This window comes from Haladaptatus litoreus (assembly GCF_900156425.1).
Taxonomy (GTDB): domain Archaea; phylum Halobacteriota; class Halobacteria; order Halobacteriales; family Haladaptataceae; genus Haladaptatus; species Haladaptatus litoreus.
This window is the reverse complement of the sequence record NZ_FTNO01000005.1, coordinates 355,147-373,844: the sequence shown is the minus strand read 5'-3', so window position 1 is coordinate 373,844 and position 18,698 is coordinate 355,147. Positions and strand designations below refer to the sequence as shown.

20 protein-coding genes are annotated in these 18,698 nt (G+C 58.9%); 11 read left to right on the top strand and 9 right to left on the bottom strand.

The window, feature by feature from the left end:
* The 3 genes from BW974_RS19845 to BW974_RS19835 form a co-directional block, all read right to left on the bottom strand.
* Positions 1 to 1,542, bottom strand: a complete 1,542-nt coding sequence (locus tag BW974_RS19845; protein ID WP_076432174.1) for an oligosaccharide flippase family protein — start codon at positions 1,540 to 1,542, stop codon at positions 1 to 3.
* 148 nt (positions 1,543 to 1,690) lie between these two features.
* On the bottom strand, positions 1,691 to 3,124 hold the full coding sequence (locus BW974_RS19840) for a sulfatase-like hydrolase/transferase (RefSeq protein WP_076432173.1): 1,434 nt from the start codon (positions 3,122 to 3,124) through the stop codon (positions 1,691 to 1,693).
* Positions 3,125 to 3,248: 124 nt separating this feature from the next.
* Positions 3,249 to 4,952 carry a SulP family inorganic anion transporter gene (locus BW974_RS19835; RefSeq protein WP_076432171.1) on the bottom strand — a complete coding sequence of 568 codons (1,704 nt, stop codon included), beginning with the start codon at positions 4,950 to 4,952 and terminating at the stop codon, positions 3,249 to 3,251.
* A gap of 321 nt (positions 4,953 to 5,273) precedes the next feature.
* On the opposite strand from BW974_RS19835, the gene BW974_RS19830 reads away from it, so the two are divergent.
* The 3 genes from BW974_RS19830 to BW974_RS19820 all read left to right on the top strand — a co-directional run bounded on the left by BW974_RS19830 (position 5,274) and on the right by BW974_RS19820 (position 8,895).
* Positions 5,274 to 7,226: a heavy metal translocating P-type ATPase gene (locus BW974_RS19830; RefSeq protein ID WP_076432169.1), complete on the top strand. Its 1,953-nt coding sequence runs from the start codon at positions 5,274 to 5,276 to the stop codon at positions 7,224 to 7,226.
* 74 nt (positions 7,227 to 7,300) lie between these two features.
* Positions 7,301 to 8,578: an MFS transporter gene (locus tag BW974_RS19825; RefSeq protein ID WP_076432168.1), complete on the top strand. Its 1,278-nt coding sequence runs from the start codon at positions 7,301 to 7,303 to the stop codon at positions 8,576 to 8,578.
* 107 nt (positions 8,579 to 8,685) lie between these two features.
* A complete protein-coding gene (locus tag BW974_RS19820; protein ID WP_076432166.1) occupies positions 8,686 to 8,895 on the top strand; it encodes a hypothetical protein in 210 nt (69 codons plus the stop codon).
* Between the two features lie 67 nt (positions 8,896 to 8,962).
* Here BW974_RS19820 and BW974_RS19815 read toward each other — a convergent pair whose 3' ends face one another.
* The gene (locus BW974_RS19815) at positions 8,963 to 9,193 is read right to left on the bottom strand and encodes a hypothetical protein (protein WP_076432165.1); all 231 of its coding nucleotides are present in this window, start codon (positions 9,191 to 9,193) and stop codon (positions 8,963 to 8,965) included.
* 250 nt (positions 9,194 to 9,443) lie between these two features.
* Here BW974_RS19815 and trpS point away from each other — a divergent pair, with 250 nt between their 5' ends.
* The 5 genes from trpS (at position 9,444) to BW974_RS19790 (ending at position 14,160) form a co-directional block, all read left to right on the top strand.
* Positions 9,444 to 10,550 carry a tryptophan--tRNA ligase gene (trpS, locus tag BW974_RS19810; RefSeq protein ID WP_076432163.1) on the top strand — a complete coding sequence of 369 codons (1,107 nt, stop codon included), beginning with the start codon at positions 9,444 to 9,446 and terminating at the stop codon, positions 10,548 to 10,550.
* The gene (locus BW974_RS19805) at positions 10,550 to 11,020 is read left to right on the top strand and encodes a GNAT family N-acetyltransferase (protein ID WP_076432161.1); all 471 of its coding nucleotides are present in this window, start codon (positions 10,550 to 10,552) and stop codon (positions 11,018 to 11,020) included. Before trpS ends, BW974_RS19805 begins: the two co-directional genes overlap by 1 nt.
* Before the next feature lie 83 nt (positions 11,021 to 11,103).
* Positions 11,104 to 11,901 carry a creatininase family protein gene (locus BW974_RS19800; RefSeq protein WP_076432160.1) on the top strand — a complete coding sequence of 266 codons (798 nt, stop codon included), beginning with the start codon at positions 11,104 to 11,106 and terminating at the stop codon, positions 11,899 to 11,901.
* 192 nt (positions 11,902 to 12,093) lie between these two features.
* Positions 12,094 to 13,374 (top strand): NRAMP family divalent metal transporter, encoded by a 1,281-nt coding sequence (locus tag BW974_RS19795; RefSeq protein WP_076432158.1) that lies wholly within the window; start codon positions 12,094 to 12,096, stop codon positions 13,372 to 13,374.
* A 12-nt stretch (positions 13,375 to 13,386) separates the two neighbouring features.
* On the top strand, positions 13,387 to 14,160 hold the full coding sequence (locus tag BW974_RS19790) for a sulfite exporter TauE/SafE family protein (RefSeq protein WP_076432156.1): 774 nt from the start codon (positions 13,387 to 13,389) through the stop codon (positions 14,158 to 14,160).
* Positions 14,161 to 14,172: 12 nt separating this feature from the next.
* On the opposite strand, the gene BW974_RS19785 is transcribed toward BW974_RS19790, so the two are convergent.
* The 3 genes from BW974_RS19785 to BW974_RS25870 form a co-directional block, all read right to left on the bottom strand.
* Positions 14,173 to 15,210 carry a DHH family phosphoesterase gene (locus BW974_RS19785; RefSeq protein ID WP_076432154.1) on the bottom strand — a complete coding sequence of 346 codons (1,038 nt, stop codon included), beginning with the start codon at positions 15,208 to 15,210 and terminating at the stop codon, positions 14,173 to 14,175.
* A gap of 198 nt (positions 15,211 to 15,408) precedes the next feature.
* Positions 15,409 to 16,065, bottom strand: coding sequence for an O-methyltransferase (locus tag BW974_RS19780; RefSeq protein ID WP_076432152.1), 657 nt, complete (start codon positions 16,063 to 16,065; stop codon positions 15,409 to 15,411).
* Positions 16,066 to 16,140: 75 nt separating this feature from the next.
* On the bottom strand, positions 16,141 to 16,299 hold the full coding sequence (locus BW974_RS25870; protein ID WP_175609739.1) for a hypothetical protein: 159 nt from the start codon (positions 16,297 to 16,299) through the stop codon (positions 16,141 to 16,143).
* Between the two features lie 286 nt (positions 16,300 to 16,585).
* Here BW974_RS25870 and BW974_RS27055 point away from each other — a divergent pair, with 286 nt between their 5' ends.
* Together BW974_RS27055 and BW974_RS19775 are read left to right on the top strand one after the other, a co-directional pair.
* Positions 16,586 to 16,708, top strand: coding sequence for a hypothetical protein (locus BW974_RS27055; RefSeq protein WP_281247721.1), 123 nt, complete (start codon positions 16,586 to 16,588; stop codon positions 16,706 to 16,708).
* Positions 16,709 to 16,857: 149 nt separating this feature from the next.
* Positions 16,858 to 17,148, top strand: a complete 291-nt coding sequence (locus BW974_RS19775) for a hypothetical protein (RefSeq protein ID WP_076432150.1) — start codon at positions 16,858 to 16,860, stop codon at positions 17,146 to 17,148.
* Positions 17,149 to 17,190: 42 nt separating this feature from the next.
* Here BW974_RS19775 and BW974_RS19770 read toward each other — a convergent pair whose 3' ends face one another.
* Positions 17,191 to 17,562: a hypothetical protein gene (locus BW974_RS19770; protein WP_139328945.1), complete on the bottom strand. Its 372-nt coding sequence runs from the start codon at positions 17,560 to 17,562 to the stop codon at positions 17,191 to 17,193.
* A 218-nt stretch (positions 17,563 to 17,780) separates the two neighbouring features.
* Positions 17,781 to 18,050, bottom strand: a complete 270-nt coding sequence (locus tag BW974_RS19765) for a hypothetical protein (RefSeq protein ID WP_076432297.1) — start codon at positions 18,048 to 18,050, stop codon at positions 17,781 to 17,783.
* Between the two features lie 219 nt (positions 18,051 to 18,269).
* On the opposite strand from BW974_RS19765, the gene BW974_RS19760 reads away from it, so the two are divergent.
* Entirely contained in the window at positions 18,270 to 18,644 is a 375-nt protein-coding gene (locus BW974_RS19760) for a winged helix-turn-helix transcriptional regulator (protein WP_076432146.1), read from the top strand.
* Positions 18,645 to 18,698: the final 54 nt, after the last annotated feature.

Here is an 18,698-nt window from a genome sequence, read left to right as displayed (position 1 = left end):
TTAGGTCGGGAGGTTCTCCGCGAAGAAGTCTCGGTCTTCCTGCTCGATCCCGAGGAGGTACAGCACGCCAGCGAACGCGACGAGTCCGAGGACGCCGCCGACGGCACCCTGAATGAGCGCGACGACTGCGTTGGAACCCAATCCCGTCACGTAGCCTTCGAGCACCGTTTTCGTCCCGACCATTACGGCCGCGGAGACGGCCCCAGCTAACACTGGTTTGATGTACCGTCTGGAGTAGGGAAACAGCCGTTCCATATACCAGACTTCGATGATTCGGAGGGTGTTGATGGTGATGATGACGCTTGCGGTTGCGATTGCGGCGCCGATGAGTCCGAACTGCTGGATGAGAAGATAGTTCAAAACGACGTTACAGACCCCGAGCATCCACTGATTGACGAGCGTGAGATAGTGATGGTCGGTCATCATCAGCACGTATCCCGACGGGCCGACGCTCACGTTTGCGAGTTGGGCGACGACCAGCAACAGCAGGACGGACGTTCCTTCCTGTGCGAACGAGTCGCTGAACACGACCAGCAGTTCGTGGGCGTAGATGGTCGCACCGATTGCCGGAAACAATCCCAGCGTGAACGTCCACCGAGTGATTCGCTTGTACAGCGATTCCAAATCGTCCATCTTCCCGTTGTTGTACAATTTCGACGCGATGGGCGGGAACAGTTGACTGAACGCGCTGAGGGGGAGGAGGAGTATCCCCGCGAGGACGGTGGCGATTTTGTAGATACCTGCCGCGTCTTGGGTCGTGATGTACGCTCCCGCCAGAAATCCGACCATCAGGAGGTCAACTTTGCTTGCGAGAACCTGTCCGGTTTGATTGGCGGTGAGCGGCAGTGAGAAGTCATAAAACTCTATCATCTCCTTACGCGAGGCACCGAACTTCGGTTTGAGGTTCGATTTCTCCACCACCAGATAGATGGCGAGACAGAACACGATGGCCGAGGCGACGACCGTCGCGGCCACCGTCCCGATGAGGGCGAATCCGAGGAGAATCGCGATAGCAACGCCGACGACGCGGAGCAGTGGCGTCAGAATGTTTCGAATGAGGACTTGGTACTCCGGCATTTCGAGGCTTTTGAAGAGGCTCCCGAAACAGCTAATGAGCGTATCGAGGGGGAGCAAAAACGCGAAAACGCGCAGCACATCGACGAAGTACTCCTGATACTCCGGGTCAACGAACTGCGTAATCCACGGGGCGGCAAGGTAGATTGCCACACCGACGGTAACCCCGCCGACCAACGAGGTTAGATAGGAGAGTCCGAGCATCCGGCGGCGTTTCAATGGGTCATCGTCGTACTTCGGAACGAACTTCATGATGGATTGGTTCGTCCCGAGGTTGGTGAACACCTGCGCGAAAGTGAGAACGACCAATCCGAGGGTGTACACCGTAAACAGCGTCCCGCCCAGCCCCCGAACGAGTATCCAGTTCAGCAGAAATCGAAGCCCATTGTCGAGACCCTTCCCGGCCATAAAAAAAGACGCACCGCGAGAAACGGATTTGAGCGATGAGTCCGACGATTGGTCAGCCATTATCTTAGATTAGGGCTATACGATTAGAGCCGATTATCTCTTGCGCTTTCGCCCCTCGTATGTGAGCGTATGTGTCGCACACGCGAAATAACTGTCGAGCAGTCGAACTGAATACGGAGTCGGCGTGAAACTGGCGTACCGATGGTTCTTACAGGTATCCCAACTCTTCGAGACGGGACTCGGTCGCCGAATCTATCTCTTCCGTGACATTTTTACCTGCCGACGCAGCCGCCTTCGCTTCCGCGATTGGCGTGTCGAAGAAGTCCGCTTCGACTTCGGGTGTTCCCTCACCCGTCTCGACTTTCTTTTGCCACGAGAGTCGGTCTGGGTCTAACTCGTATTCGGTCTTCGTCCCGAGCGAATCCCACACCGTCTTCCTCGTTCCGTCGTACACACAGCGAATCATTCTGTCCCAGTATTCGCGGTTTTCCGGTGGTTCCGGCCCGGCGCTCATTCCGACTAGTTCGGCGGGGAATCTGTCGCGGAACACGTCGGGCGTCTCTCCGTTCGCCAGTCCAACGACGAGGTCGCCAAAGTCGAGTTGGGACACGTATCCGTCTTCTTCCTTGTCGTAGCCCTCCGGCGGATTGATGAGCAACAGCGGGACGTGAAGCAGGCCTTCCGAGAGACTACTTTTGTGATTTGCGAGGAAATCGTCGGCTTCCGTCCCGTGATTTTCCCCGTGGTCTGCGGTGACGACGATGGTCGTCTCCCTTCCTCCCGAATCCAGAACGTCGTGGACGAACTCCGCGAGAATACGGTCTAAGTACTCGATAGTCGCGCCGTACACCTGCTCGCGGAGGTGCCAGTATTCGTCGTGCTGTTCCGACTCGCTCATCAACTCCCACACGTCGTACTGGCTGGACGTCCACGAATCCGGCACGTCGTTTAGCGACGAATCGAACCACTTGCACGGATGAAGCGGCGTGTGCGCGTCCATGAGATTGCAGAATCCGAAATAAGGTTCCTCGATGCTGTCGATATGCTGTTTTGCGGTTCGAACCACCGCAGAGCCGCCGTCGTCCACCTGTTTCGAAATCGGCCCCGTTTTGGTCATCTCGTGGAGGTAGCCAAACGCGGTATTTTTCAGGCTCAGAATCGGATGCTCGTGTTTTACCGCCTGCTGGAGGTATTCTGCGTACTTTTTCACGCCAGTCGTGTCGGTTTCCGTTCCCACTTCGTTGAGGCTGGTCGCTTCCGGATAGCGGTGTTTCGGCTCGATTTCCGATAACTCGTCTAACCACGAATCGAAGCCGTAGGTCGAACTGACGAAGGCGTTCGCGCTCACACCGAAGGTGGCGTGGTCGAGGTCGGCGAGAAACGTCTCCTCGCGCGGAACGCTGTCGAACCGTCGGTTGTGCGTGTGAACGCCGTGTTCCGACGGCAGTGTTCCGGTGAACATGCTCGCGTGACTCGGAACCGTCCACGAACTCACCGCGCGACACTGCGTGAACGATACATCCGCGAGACGTTGGAGACGCTTTGCGTACTGCGAAAAGAAGTCAGCGCGCACCGTGTCGAGACAGACGACGACGACGTTTCGCGGCGTCGAAGTCTCTGCTTCTCTTTCAGCGGGGGACATTAGTACTGCAAATACGTAACTACGGTAAAACGATGGTGGCCACCTATTCAAAAAATGGTGTATCGAATGAAGAGAGATGTTTCGGTCATCCATCGACCCCGCGGTTTTATCGCCACTCGGAGGTTCAAGCGATTCGCTCGTATGCGGATTCGAGCGCTCTCTGCGTCGATGCACCGAGAACAGCTTCCTGTGTGAAGATGTTCTCCGCCCCAATTTTGTCCGTCAAATCCACGCGCTCCAGTTCGTCCATCAGTTCGTCGCTCACGCCGGATAACAGTAACTTGTTCCCGTTCGCCCGAAGACGTTGAATGTACTCTTCGAGCCAATTGACCAACGTGTTGGGTAGGTTTTCGCGCCCCCGAAGTCGCAGGACGAGGATGGTGTTCGTCGCGTTTTCGTCCGCCGGGACTGCGTCGGCGAGCGCGTAGACGCTTGCAAAGTACAGACTTCCCCTCGGATACAGAATCATCACGTCATCGGATGGGAGTTCGTCGGGAACTGACCGGGCTTCGAAATGGCAGTAGCCACGTGGAACGAGTCGTTCGAGTTCGATGTCGGTGGCCGACGTGACGACGTACAGCAGTAGGGAGAGTCCGACGCCGACGAAAACGGCGAGTTCCAGCGACATCACGACAGCGACCAGAAACGTGGCTATCATCGCGGCGCTTGCGTGTTTCGAGACGCGCCACGACTGGACGACATCGTTCCACTCGTTGCTGATGATTTCTACACCGATGACGACCAGCAATCCCGCGAGGCCTGCCATCGGGATGTACTCCACGACGTTCCCGAGAAAAATTACGATTGCCGTGAGTACGACGCCCGAGAACACCGCCGCCCAGCGAGTTTCGGCACCACCCTCTACATTGACGCCGGTTCGCGAAAACGACCCTCCACCCGGCATCGCGTGGAAGAGACTCCCGACGATGTTGGCGACCCCGTGAGCGGTGAAATTCCGTGACTGGTCAGCGCGTGATTCGCCAGGGTTCGGATATGCCGCCGTGATTCCAGAACTCTCCACGAGTGCGACGATTGCAATTGCGACGGCGCTCGTTACGAGTCTAGAATCAATCGTCGGAACCGCCGGTTTCGGCACCGGAAGGGTCGTCGGAATCCGCGCAATATCGCCGACGATTTGTACCGACGACAGGCCGAGTCCGAAGACGAGTCCGCTCGTGATTGCAATCGCTACCAGTGCGGCATATCGTCGTGTTACGAACCGCCGAAGAATGATAATGAGGAGAAGCGTTCCGACTCCGACCGACATCGTGGCCATGTCCCATCTCCCGGCATGCTGAATGACGTTCCCCGCCTGCACGAGCGTGCTTCCGTTCAACGTTCCCTCATAACCGACGAGCAGGTCCAGTTGGTCGATTGCGAGGAGCGTTGCGACGGCGACGATGAAACCAGTCATCACCTCGTCGTTCACGTACTTGAGGAGGTTACCCAACCGAAATAAGCCCAACAGCACCTGGATGACGCCGACCAACAGCGTGAGCGCGAACAATGTATGCAGTTGGATACCGCCGTCAAACACGCCGAAGGAGTCGGCGATGATGAGCGCAATCGCGTTGGTCGCGGTGATTATCATGAACCGCGAACTGGCGAACACGGCCCCGACTGCGGTCGTAACCATCCCTGCGTACAGTCCGTAAATCGGATTAATACCCGCGATGATGGCGTATCCCATTGCCTCCGGTATCGTGACCAGTGCAACTGCGATTCCTGCGGGAACGTCGGAGCGAAGGCTCTCCCAGCTCGGAACCGAAAAACGAGTTCCGAGCCACCCGTTTTCGAACCGCTCCGTCGAAATATATCGTGTTCTCATGCCGTGCGCATCATTATTTGGAGCAGTTCTATTTCGTCCCCACCGACAGATTTCGGCCCGATATCCCCATACGTCCTTCTTCGCTCTCGATTCGCTTATGTCTCGCTCTCCGGCCGTTTCCGCCCGTCTCCGGATGCAGAGCAGAGTCAAGTCTCTATCGCGCGTAACTCTGTCGGTGGGGAAAATGGTGGATACTCACGAGGAGCGACACGACCATCGGCAACAGACAGCAACGCCGAAACATGACGACCGAACGCCACAGGGGAAGAACGAACGCAGTGAGACACACCGCCCCACGTTGACCACCACGGACATGAGACGATGTTCCGGCGGCGCTTTTGGGTCTGCCTTTTTCTCTCGATTCCCGTTCTGTATTTCAGCCCCTTCGTTCAGGATACGTTCGGTTACTCCGCGATTTCGTTTCCGGGCAGTGCGTGGATAACGCCAATTTTCGCCGTCATCGTCTTCGGTTACGGTGGTCTGCCATTTCTCAGCATGGCTTCTGTGGAGGCGAAAAACCGCGAACCGGCGATGATGATGCTCATCTCGCTCGCTATCACCGTCGCGTTCGTCTACAGTATCGCGGCGTTTTTCTTTCTGCCCGGCACGATGAGCTTTTTCTGGGAATTGGTGACGCTCATCGACGTCATGCTCCTTGGCCACTGGTTGGAGATGCGAAGCGTCCGGCAAGCCTCCGGTGCGCTCTCCGAACTGGCGAAACTGATGCCCGACACCGCGGAGCGAATCAAAGAAGACGGCACAATCGAAGAGATTCCGACCCGAAATCTCCGAGACGGTGACCAAATTCTCGTTCGACCCGGCGCGAGTATTCCGGCAGATGGCGTGGTCGAAGAGGGGGATTCGACCGCCGACGAGTCGATGATTACCGGCGAATCCCGGCCAATCGACAAGGAACCCGGCGACGAAGTCATCGCCGGAACCGTCAACTCCGGCGACGGGAGCCTTCGCGTTCGCGTTACCGCAATTGGTGAGAAGACGACGTTGGCCGGAATCATGCGTCTCGTGGAGGAAGCCCAAGGAAGCCGATCCAGAACGCAGGTGTTGGCCGACAGGGCCGCCGGATGGCTGTTCTACATCGCGCTTTCGGTCGCCGGAATTACCGCAGTTGCGTGGATTCTCGCGACCGGATTCGACATCGCGGTCGTAGAACGCGTCGTCACCGTTCTCGTCATCGCCTGCCCGCACGCGCTCGGGTTGGCGGTTCCGCTGGTCGTCTCCATCAACACTTCGTTGGCGACCCGAAACGGCGTCCTCGTCCGCGACCGCATCGCCATGGAGGACGCCCGGCACCTCGATACGATAATTTTCGACAAAACCGGAACCATCACGAGAGGCGAGCAGGGCGTCGTCGGCGTCGAAACCGTGACGGACTGGGACGACGAACGCGCACTCGCGCTCACCGCCAGTGTCGAGGGCGATTCGGAACACGTCATCGCGCAGGCGATTCGCCGTAAGGCCGAGGAAACCGGTGCAGAAATTCCGGACGCTACCGAGTTCGAAGCCATCAAAGGCAGGGGCGTTCGGGCGACGGTCGAAGACCACGAACTGCTCGTCGGGGGGCCGAACCTACTCGAACTGGTCGATACAGACCTCCCGGCGACCCTCTTTGAGTTCGCCGAAAACGCCGGAGAAAACGGTCAGACGGTCGTATACCTCGTTTTCGACGGCGAGGTCGTTTCGGCGCTCGCCCTCGCGGATGTCATCCGCGAGGCGAGCAAACGGGCCATCGACGCCCTTCATCGGATGGACATCGAGGTCGCCATGCTGACGGGCGACAGCGAAGCGGTCGCCCGATTCGTCGCGGACGAACTCGCCATCGACACCTTCTTTGCCGAGGTGCTGCCCGACGAGAAAGACGAGAAGGTCGTCGAACTCCAACGGCAGGGAAAACTGGTCGCCATGGTCGGCGACGGCGTCAACGACGCGCCTGCCCTGACGCGTGCCGACGTGGGAATCGCAATCGGAAGCGGCACCGACGTCGCAATCGAATCCGCCGACATCGTTCTCGTAGAGAACGACCCGCTCGACGTGGTGAAACTCGTGGAACTGAGTCGTGCGAGCTATCGAAAAATGCAGGAGAATTTGGTCTGGGCGACCGGATACAACGTGTTCGCGCTTCCGCTGGCCGCCGGAATCCTCGCCCCGGTTGGCATCCTGCTCTCACCGGCAATCGGCGCGGTGTTCATGTCCGCGAGCACGGTCATCGTGGCAATCAACGCCCAGCGACTTCGGAACGCCGACCTGTCCGCGTAGACGAACGATTTGCGGAAACATTGGGTATGCACCCACTCGTTTAACACCCCGCCACACATCGTGCGAGTCATCCGATGTCGTCCAGTCGCCGGTCGGTCACGAGTCACCTGCAAACCGCGGTTCGCGGATTACGCGGCGACGGCCGAGGCTGGATTCTCACCGCGGTCGCCCTCGGCTGGGCGTTCACGCTCGGTCTTCGATTTCTCGTTCCCGCGCTGTTACCGCAGATAAAATCGGCGTTCGAAGTCACCAACGCGACTGCCGGACTCGCCATCACCGCCCTCTGGGTCGGCTATGCCCTGATGCAGTTTCCTGCCGGGGTGCTCATCAACCGCGTCGGCGAGCGAACGCTTCTTTCGACGAGCCTCTGCCTTTCGGGAATCAGTTTGTGCCTCATCGGATTCTCCCCTGTTTTCCTCGTTTTCTTCGCCGGAAGCGCCGCATTCGGCCTCGGTTCCGGCCTGTACGGCCCGAGTCGCGGCACCGTCCTCTCGCGCACCTACACTCGAAACGCTGGCGCGGCGTTCGGCGTCACGCTCGCCGTCGGAAGCATCGGTTCGGCAATCCTGCCGAACCTCGCAACCACCGTGGTCGGTGTGGTCGGCTGGCGATACATTCTCGCTGGACTCTCGATTCCTTTTTTCGTCGTCGCGGCGCTGGCGTGGCGGGTCGTCCCCGAGCGTGAGCAGAGGACGACCCAGAAAAGTCGGGAATCGGAGTCGGAGTCAGAGTCGGAATCGGAATCGGAATCGACACCGCTTCTGAACCGCCGCGCGCTCCGGGACATCGGCCGAACGCTCTCCGACCGCTCGATTTTCCTCGCGGTCGTCGCCATGGCGCTCCTGTTGTTCGTGTTTCAGGGCCTCACCGCGTTTCTGCCGACGTATCTCCAGACGAAGGGAATGAGCCAGCAGACCGCCGCCCTGCTGTTCGGCGTGATGTTCATCGCGGGTGCGATTTCGCAGGTCGCCGCCGGGAGCGCCGCAGACCGCGTCGGGGTCAAGCCAGTTCTTCTGGTCATCACCGCAATCGGCGTCGTCACTCCGGCGGTTCTCACAGTCACGTCGGGAACCGCCGTTCTCGCCGTCGTCGTCGCCATCCTCGGCTCCCGGATGGCGATTGCACCCGTCACGAACGCCTACGTCGTCGGGGCGCTTCCGGAGCATATCGAAGGCGCTGCGTGGGGTTTCCTTCGAACCGGATTTTTCTTGGTCGGTTCGACCGGTTCCACCTTCGTCGGCTATTTTGCGGACGCAGACAGGTTCGACTTCGCGTTTCTCGTGCTCGCGGGTCTGTCGGCCGTCGCGCTTGGATTGTACGCGATGCTTCCCGATGAGGAATCGTCGCAGTAGCACGGCGTATCGCGGCCTCGTCGAAATCCCAATCCGGCACGCCAATCGACCTCCCCAAATGTCATCGAAAAGAATACTTTTTATGTTCCACTTTTGTTCAGTTCTATATGGACGAATCCGCCCTCCAGAATCGACTTCACCGAATCAAGCGACGCCAGTATCTCATTCTGGCTTTGCTTCTGATTCCGAACTTCATCCTCCTCGGCGACGTCATCGGACTCTGGTTTGCTAGCGTTCTCGCCGCCTCCCTCGCCCTCATCGGCTTCGCACTGCTCACCATCAATCGGAGACGAAACCGGACCATGGCAGAACAGTAAACTGCACTCGGATTTTGACTGTACTCGGACTCTGATTCTCACAGCGGATTGCGGAGTGTCTGCGGTTTCAGCTCTCCATCTCTGTTTCGACGGAGAGCCACCACAGATGCCCCCGATTGCGGGCCTCTGTATGTTCGAGGACGCCCTCTTCGACCAGTTCGGTGAGCCGATTTTTCATCCGCTCTATCGTGGTGTCGAACTCGTCCGCGAGATACCGCGTGTTTACGACCGGCGCTGGCGCGTCTCGAATCGCGGCGACGATTTCCTTCGTCTCGATGGTCGGTTCCCCGGTGACCATGATTTGACTTCCGTTGCCGAGTCGTATGGTCGGTTCGGCCGCTTAAGCGGCCGAACCGAATCTGCCAGCGTGCTGTCGTCCGGACGAAACGTTTTTGCCCGCTACCGCTGGAGTAGAAACCGGCATGTACCCATCTGCCACTGCCGGTGGTCGATTTTGGCCGACCGCGGCACAGTAACACGACTTCTGTTGTACCGATAGAGCGACCGCGAACGACTGCGAAGGAGCACTATGGAGGTGAGCGATAGCGATGCCCGAAATCGACCCGTGGGGCGACGTCGAAATCACCGACTACGAGGCGACGATGAAACAGTTCGGCATCGAACCGATTGCCGACCTCGCAGATCGACTGCCGGACAACCGCCTCGTTCGGCGGAACATCGTCTTCGGACACCGCGACTTAGACACCGTACTGGATGCTCGCGACGAGGGCGACCCCTTCGCCATGATGACCGGCATCATGCCCTCCGGGGTGTTCCACTTCGGCCACCTCGGCGTGGTCGATCAGGTGCTCATGTTTCAGGACATGGGCGCAGAACTCACGCTCTGTGCGGCGGACATCGAGTCCTACGCGACCAGAGAGATGTCGCTCGAAGACGCCCGCGAACTCGTGGTCGAGGAGTACCTGCTGAACTACGTCGCGCTGGGGTTAGACCTCGATTCGACGGATTTCTACTTCCAGTCGCAGGCGGGCAACGACCATCAGGTTCGAAGCAAACTGTTCGCTAAGCACGTCACGCAAAACGAGTTCGAGGCGACCTACGGCAACGCAGACCCCGGAAAGATGGTGTCGGCGCTGACCCAGTACGCGGACATCCTTCGCCCGCAATCGCCGGAACACGGCGGGCCGAAACCGACGGTCGTTCCGGTCGGTATCGACCAAGACCCGCACGTTAGACTGACGCGGGACGTGGCGTCGCGCTACCGCGATGCGTCGTACCTAAAGCCCGCGAGCACGTATCATAGATTCATGCGCGGATTGCAGGGCGGGAAGATGAGTTCGTCCGACCCGAAAAGCTACATCGCCCTCACCGATTCGATTGCGGACGCGAAGCGCAAAATCGACGAGGCGAAAACCGGCGGCCGGGTCAGTATCGAGGAACACCGCGAGAAGGGCGCGAACGTCGAGGAGGACATGGTGTTCGAACTGCTCGCGTACCACCTCGTGGAGGACGACGACGAACTGCGCCGGATTCGCACGGAGTACGAATCCGGCGCGATGCTTTCGGGCGAACTGAAAGCGATTGCCAAAGACCGACTGGAACTCTTCCTGCGCGACCACCAGCAAAAGCGCGAGGAAGCGCGCCCGAAAGTCGAACAGTACGTCGCGGAGCACGCCGACGAGGAACTCGCCTGATGCGAATCCGGCGACTCCGTGCGACCGAACTCGTCCGATTCGTTGACGACCTCTGGTTGCCGTTCGCCCGCGAGATGGCGACGATGGACGAGTTCGACACCCTCGCTGAGCACGGGGTTCGTGCGAACGTTTTTTCGTACATCAAAGACCGCTACTCGGACGACGACATCGCCACGTTCGTCGCCGACGACGGCGACGAACTGGTCGGCTACGTGACCGTCGAAAAGCGGGCGTCTCCCCCGGTGTTCGTCCGCGGCCCGCGGGGGTACATCGACAGCCTGTACGTCGTCCGGAGTCGCAGAAAGCACGGAATCGCCACCCGACTCATGCTCCGCGCGGAGTCGTGGGCGCGACGACAGGGCTGTGAGCACCTCTCGCTCGACGTTCACGCTGACAACGAAATTGCCCAATCACTGTACCGGCGAGACGAGTTCGAAATCAAACGACATCGGATGACGAAGCGGTTGTAGTTCTCTCGAACTGCTACTGCTTCTAACAAGACCCGTTTTCCGCCGAGCGGAATTTTATACCCTCTCCCAACGCTTGTTTCAGCATGTACCTCGCCGACAAGACGTGGCCGGAACTGGGTGACTACGTCGCCGAAGAATCCGTCGCCGTCGTGCCGCTGGGTTCGACCGAACAGCATGGCCCGCACCTGCCGCTTGCGACCGACCACCTCATCGCGGAGGCGTTAGCCCGCGAGGCCGCAGACCGAGCGGGCTACCTCTGCACGCCGACGATAAACATCGGCGTCAGCCCGCACCACAAGCAGTTCCACGGAACGATGTGGGTCGATGCGCGCGTGTTCCGCGACTACGTCGAAAGCTTCACGCGCAATTTGACGTACCACGGCATCGACCGCGTCGTGTACGTCAACGCCCACGGCGGGAACATGCAACACCTGCGCGAGGTTGGTCGGCGACTTCGTCAGGACGAAGTCGCCTTCGCAGTCGAGTGGATGTGGGACGAGTCGATTCCCGACCTCGTCTCCGACCTGTTCGAGCACAACGGCCCCCACGGCGGGCCGAAGGAGACGGCGATGATTATGCACATCGCGGGCGAGTTGGTCAGAACTGACCAACTTGAAAATGCTCGGGACGGCGGCCTCTCTAACCTTGGGGAGGGGAACTTCATGATTCACGGCGCGCGCAACTACTACGACGCCATCGACAACACCGAAAACGGCGTCCTCGGCGACCAAACCGACGCAACGCCCGAAAAGGGCGAACAAATCTTTGAGGCCGCGACGGAGCAACTCGTGAAACTGCTCGACTGGGTGGACGACGCGCGATTTTCGGATTTGATGGCGAAACCGCACGTTGACCCGCAACCCGGCAGTCGGCGGGGGTAGCGGCGTTGGATATTTACTAGTTGATATTTTCTCAAACTCGGTGGAGTGTTACTCATTCTCGAACTTTCTATCGCCATTTTATTTGCCAACTGAAATAGCCACAACTATTTTAAAATTACTGTCGGTCATAAAAAGGGCTTGCGTAGACAGCCATACCGCAATAACCCATAACGCTCCTTGCAACAAACAGTAATGGAAACAAAATCGGCGCACAGTTCCTACGGAAGGCGCCTCCGTGATACGGCGAGCGGATTCTTCCAGAAGTACGGGCTGGGATTCGTGATGGTTGCGAGTTACTTTGGTTCGGGGTCAGTGTTTATCGCCAGTTCCGCCGGGGTTCGGTACGGCTACAGCCTTCTCTGGGCCGTCGTCGGCGCGGTGCTGTTCGGGTTCATGGCGCAGGATATGAGTGCCCGACTCGGAATTTTCGGTGAACCCCTGATGACGTTCGCCCGCCGAAAAATCGGGGGAACCGGTGCGACGGCGCTGGCCGCGCTCCTCTCCATCGGCTGTGTGGCGTGGACGCTCGAACTCACCGCCGCGGTCGGAAAGGGTGTCTCGATTCTACTCAACGGAGCTATCGGCTGGCAACCGCTCGCGCTGGTTACAGGCCTTCTCGCCATCCTCATCGGCGTGCTGAACTACGACGGGGTCGAGCGAATCATGACGGCCATGATGCTCATCCTGCTCGTCATCTACATGAGCGTGGCTGGCGTGAGCAACCCGTCGATGGCCGACGTTGCGGGCGGGTTCGTTCCCTCGGTCCCCGCTGGCGGCGCGCTGACGCTCGCCGCCGCCATCATCGGGACGACCGCGCTGTGGCCGAACTTCTTCCTCGAATCCAATCTCGTGAAACAGAAGGGATGGGTCGATGAAAAAGGCGTCTCGGAGATGCGGCGCGACCTCGGTATCGGTTACCTCGTCGGCGGTCTGACGACCGTGGCAATCGTCGTCGTCGCGGCGGCGGTGCTGCGCCCCGCCGGATACACCGAACTGGAGACGTTCATCACGCCGGGACGCGCGCTCGCCGACGTGTTCGGCGAGTGGGCGATGGTCGTCTTTCTCCTCGGAACGCTTGCAGCGGCCTTCAACAGCATCGTCCCGATAATGTGGACGCCCGCGTATCTGTTCCAGAACGCACGCGGCCGAGTCGCCGACAGCGCGAGCAAGGAGTTTAAAATCATCTACGCGGTCGGCGTCGGCATCGGCAGTCTTTCCCCACTCGTTCACCAGTTCTTGGGGCTGAGCGTCATCGACATGATTCTCCTGTTCCCGGCGTACAACGCCATCGTGGGCCTGCCGATTACCGCACTTTTGCTGTTCTGGGCGGTCAATGACAAGAAAACGATGGGCGACCACCGAAACGGAATCGCCCTCACGACGCTCAACTTCCTGCTCGTCGCCCTCTCGGCGTACCTTGCCGTGACTTCGCTTCCAGGGTTCATCGACGCACTGACATCGGGCGGACTCTGAAACCCGAGACGAATGCTCCCCGAACCGACGATGCTGGCGGTTTTGGTCGTCATCGCCTTCCTCTCCGGCATCGGAATCACCGCCGTCGGGCCGGGCGGCATCTTCATCACCGTCGCCCTGTTCGCGCTCACCGATGTTTCGTCCTCGGTCGTCGCCGGAACTGCGATGACGACCTTCGTCTTTACCGGTATCCTTGGAAGCATCACCTATCTCCAATCAGGCGAACTGCGCACCCAATCAGGCAGACGTCTCGCCGCCCTCGTGACGGTTCCGAGCGTCGCCGGTGCCGTCGTCGGCGCGCTCGTCAACACGATTCTCTCCGACGCCCTGTTCGGATTCATGCTGACCGGGTTCACCATGCTCGCTGGCGCGAGCATCGTTTATCGGGAGCAACGGGGCCTCGGTTCGAAGTGGTCGTTTCGAATTGATTCGACGGTCGGCGTCGCCGTCTTCGGCACACTCGGCTTCGCTGTCGGCGTTTTGGGCGGTCTACTCGGCGTCGGCGGCCCGGTCATCGCCGTTCCCCTCCTCGTCGTGTTGGGCGTCTCGATGCTCGACGCGTTGGCCGCTGCGCAGGTGCAGTCGGTGTTTCTCTCCGCGTTTGCGGCATCGACGTATTTGATGCAGGGTGCGGTGTCGATTCCGCTCGCTGTCGCTATCGGGATTCCCGAACTCGTCGGCGTCGTCGTCGGTTGGCGGGTCGCACACCGCCTCGACCCGTCGCGGCTAAAACTCGCGCTCGGCGGAGTGCTCGTCGCGGCCGGGTTTGCTCTCCTGTTTCCGTAACTCGGGAGGAGTTCATCCCATCGTGCAGTCGAAAAATCGCTCTGTCAGCGCCTCGGCGAGCAAAGAGACGAGTTCGTCGTCGTCGTCCAACTCCCCGAAAACACCTAATGGAACGATGCCGCCCGCCATGTCGCGGTGACCTCCCGCGCTTCCGAATCCGTCGAACGCCGTGGTCAGCACGTCGCCGATGTGAATCCGCGGGTCGCGGGTGCGGGCGCTGAGATGAACAGTATCCTCGATGATGCCGAACACGAACGTCGTAGTGATTCCTTCCAGATTGAGCAGGTAATCCGCGGCCTGCGGAAGCGTATCCCGTTCGTCGGTTCTTCCCGTGTGCGTGACGAGATACGAGCCTCGAACCGTGCGGTTTTGAATCGTCTTCCCGAGCGAATCCAGCGTTTCGTGGGTGAACAGAGAATCGGTGAGTTCGCGGAGGAGGTTGATGTCCGCGTGCGGATGTAACAATCGGGCGCTCGTGTACTCTGCCGGGGTGGCGCTTCGCATGAACGCGAGGGTTTCCCGGCGGATGCCGAACAGGAGCGCCGTCGCGAGTCGCGTGTCGAGTTCGATGTCGAGGCAGGTGAGATAGTCGGTGAGGATTGATGCCGTCGCCCCGACATCGACCCGATGGTCGATGTACTGCGCATCGATTCCTGAGACGGGGTGATGGTCGATGACGATGTCGGGGGTCGTTCCTTCAGGAACGGAGTTGTTGACGCCGGGTTTGGCGTGGTCGACGAACGCGACGAGCGAAGCGGTACGGAGACATCCCTCGGTGAACCGATGGAGGTCTACGTCGAGAACGTTGACCATCGCGCGGTTCTGCTGATGCGTAATCTCACCGCCATAGTAGAGAGTAACCGCTTCGACGCCGACCGAATCCGCGATGGCCGAGAGCGCGAGCGCGCTACTGATGCTGTCGGGGTCGGGATTGTCGTGACAGACGATGGCGAGCGAGTCGGTGCCGTCCAAAAGCTGAAGCAGGGAATCGAGATGGTTCTCGGTCTGTCCTACTCCTGAATCGGGGGTGACCTCCGTTCCACTGCTCATGGCTTCTCTCTCGACGGTACTGATGTGAGTAATACATTCCTCACTGAAAAACAGTTTCGGCCATTTCAATAATTCTACAGAAAAATAGTAATAAATTTAGTACAGGAAAAAAGAATAAAAATAGTCAGTCAACTCGATTGAGAACTTAATCGAAATTAGCCTCGAATTTTACGAAATTCTTTCCGCTATCGAAACCCGTCATCGACGGTAGCTCACCGCGATGCCCTCGCCGAGTGGCACGACTGACGTCTCGAACGTCTCGTCTTCGCGCATCGTCAGTAGGTACTCCGCGATGCCGCGACTGTCCTCGTCTAATTCGGGGTCGTCCCCCTCCAGTGCGGCGAGAATCGCGTCGAAATCCTGTATCCCGCTGACCATCGCGTTGTCTGCGACGACGACGCCGCCGGGTGCGACTTTGTCGCGGACTGCTTCTAGCGCCTCGGGATAGCCGTCTTTGTTGTGGTCGATGAGAACGACATCGAACGGCCCGTCGTGGCGCTCGATTGCGTCCATCGCATCACCGTTTTCGAAAACCGCGCGGTCTGCGAATCCCGCCGATTCGAGGAACTCGCGGGCCTCGCGCAGTTCGTCTGCGTCGTATTCGGTGAGGACGATTTCACCGTCCTCGGGAAGCGCGTCGGCGAACCAGTACGCCGAGTAGCCGAATCCCGACCCGAACTCGAAGATTCGCTCCGCGTCCACGGCGTGTGCGAGCAATCGAAGGAACTGCCCGACTTCGCGCCCGACGGTCGGAAACCCCTCTCCGCGTTCTTCCATCGCTTTCAGCGTCTCGTCCGCTTCGGGGAGCGCTGCGCGCACGAACCGTTCCGTCTCCTCCGGTAGGATGTCCGTCATACAGGACGAAACGATGGCGGCGCGGTTAACGTTCGGTGTGTGGTTCGTGAACTCGGCCCACTATCTTTTTCTCATCTACTCTCCGCGTCTGCGCGCTCGTCTGCCGAGGACGAACAGCGCAATCGTGAGCAGTATCCAGAGGGCAACCATTCGGATGCCTGCTTCTTTCGTTTCGGTCGCTCGTTCGGCTTCAGATTCGCCCGCCTCTCGCATCTTTGATTTCCCCATTCGCATAGACACCCGAAACGGGCAGAACGAGAATAAAGATGATGGGCGAGTTCGTCGTCAGTTTCGCGCGCGAAACTGCCGATTACACATATTCCAAACTTAGGCCATGGGTTTCAAAAATTTCACATATATTGTCGAGTAGGTACCGACTACTTCACAACAGGCTAGTCATACCAAAGTGGATTTCGAGTGTCTCTTTCGGTGAAGAAATGCCCATGTTCGCCTCGAATCACACACAACACGGAACCGAGAACCGTCTTATAACCGTCTGTGACCACTGCGAGGCTGTCCAATGACGCAAGAGCCGACCTGTGAGATGGTCGTCTCCGAAACCGGCTGGATAGAGATTCGAAACCCGGACGAAACAGACGAGGAGTGGTTGATGTCGGATACGGCGGTCGAAGTTCGCCAGTAGCACATCCCTCCGCCAGAAACCGGCTCCGTCAGACACACGCCTGACTGACTTTCTTGTAGGTAGTCGTCGTTGGGTCGTGATATGGTACTCGTAACTGTCGCATTCTGCGGAACCGACACAGCGGATGCGACAGTCGCCGGTGAGCCTGTATGACCGAACGAAGCGTTCAAATAGAGGTGCTAATCGCGGATTCGCCGGAGGACGCCCCGGCCGTCGAAGCCAACTCCCGGGTCGATGTTTCGGTAAATGGGCAGATGTATCCCACCGCGAAACTCACCGACGGTCGATACGTGGCGTGGTGGTTCGAGCCGACGGCACCCTCCCCCGATTCCAGCGTGACGACCGAGTGGGTCGCCGCACCGACGCGCTATTTGGCCGCCGCGACGCTGGGCGAACTCTGGGAGAATCCGGCGTCGTTCGATACGCTCACCGAAGCGTAGTCGTAGAAACGGACGCGAAACGTGATTTTTGCGGTACAGTCGCTACAACCGGTCTATTTTCGTCCCCGAATTGCGTGACTGCTGGCGGGTGTCCGTCCGCAGCGGTCGCGTCCATCCGTTTCGTAGCTGTCGTTGGCGGTGGTCTTTGGGATGTATTTTCACGCTCGAAAGGAGCAGTCGCCCGACGAACGCCGTCAGGCAGAGGTTGAACAGCACCACGAGGGCGATATTCGTCGTAACGAACGCCACGAACAGTCCCGTCAGCAGCGCTCGAATACCCAGTCCTACCGCGCTGACCGAACAAACGGCGCGGAGCAGGGCACTCGTCCAACCGTAATCGCGCCGCATATCGCCTTTTTGATAATGTATTGGAGAATGCGAGACGACCCACGCGAGCAGTTGCCCGACGCTCACGTCGGGTCGTCCGGCACTGCGAACTGTCAGCAGAGTCGACCCGTAACAGTGTGCTAACGACTCCCGATTTTGCCGCCTCCGCGTCATCGTCGGTTACTGACGTTCGCATCCCTCTTCAAACCGCGTCAGACGGCGGACTGACGCCGTTTTTTAGCGCCTTCGGGATAAGGGATTCCGTTCCGCGGTGTCTCCGAGGAATAGAGAACCGTGCCGAGCACCTACAGTCGTTTGACTTTTATATACTGATTCACGGCCTGAAATTCCCCGTCGAACAGCGTTGCGAACGATTCGTTCGGGTCTGCACGAAGTTGTGCAAAACAGTCCTGACACAGCGTTGATGCGGCGGGTGAGGGCTTTTGCACCGGGTGGGAGGCTCCGTCCATTGCAGTTCGAACGACCCGAAATATCGCGTCGCTTCGACAGCGTTTGCAGGATTTCCGGCCGCGAGACGGGTGCTCGCTTTCGCTTTCGATAGTGTTTTGATTCATCGACGGTCGAGTTCGAATCACGTCCGTCCGTGGTAAGAGTATATGTGAATTGCGTGGCTGTAGTTCCCGCCTACCTGAGTTGTACCTGACGAATCAACGATCCACTGCGCCGGGGAGATCTCCGCGCATCTCATTCGACTCGAACATATCCGATTACTCGTCAAAACTGAGTTACCTGAGGTACCGCTATGCTCGCTGAGCGACTATAGACAGAGTAGGATGACAGAGACGCTCAATCAACTCCACGTGTGGTATCAGGGTGATGAGTGGTGCCCGATTACTTCCACGACGACACTCATCGGGAAGAAGTGGCACCCGGTAATCATTCACCGGTTGCTCGAATACGGCCCAAGCGGCTTCAACGAGTTGAAACGGGCCGTCGATGGCATTTCGAGTAAAGTTCTTTCCGATAGTCTCGAAGACCTCGAATCGAAACAGCTCGTGTCGCGGGAAATTGTCAACGAAAAACCGGTTCGCGTCGAATATTCGCTCACGAAGCACGGCGAATCGCTTCGCCCGGTCATCGTCTCCATGCGCGACTGGGGAACGGAGTATCTCGCTCCCGCAGAAACCCCGGAATCGTCCGTCGTGTGACCCACATTCTTCTCCGAATACATTATCTTCGTTCCACTCGTCCCCTCTGAGGGG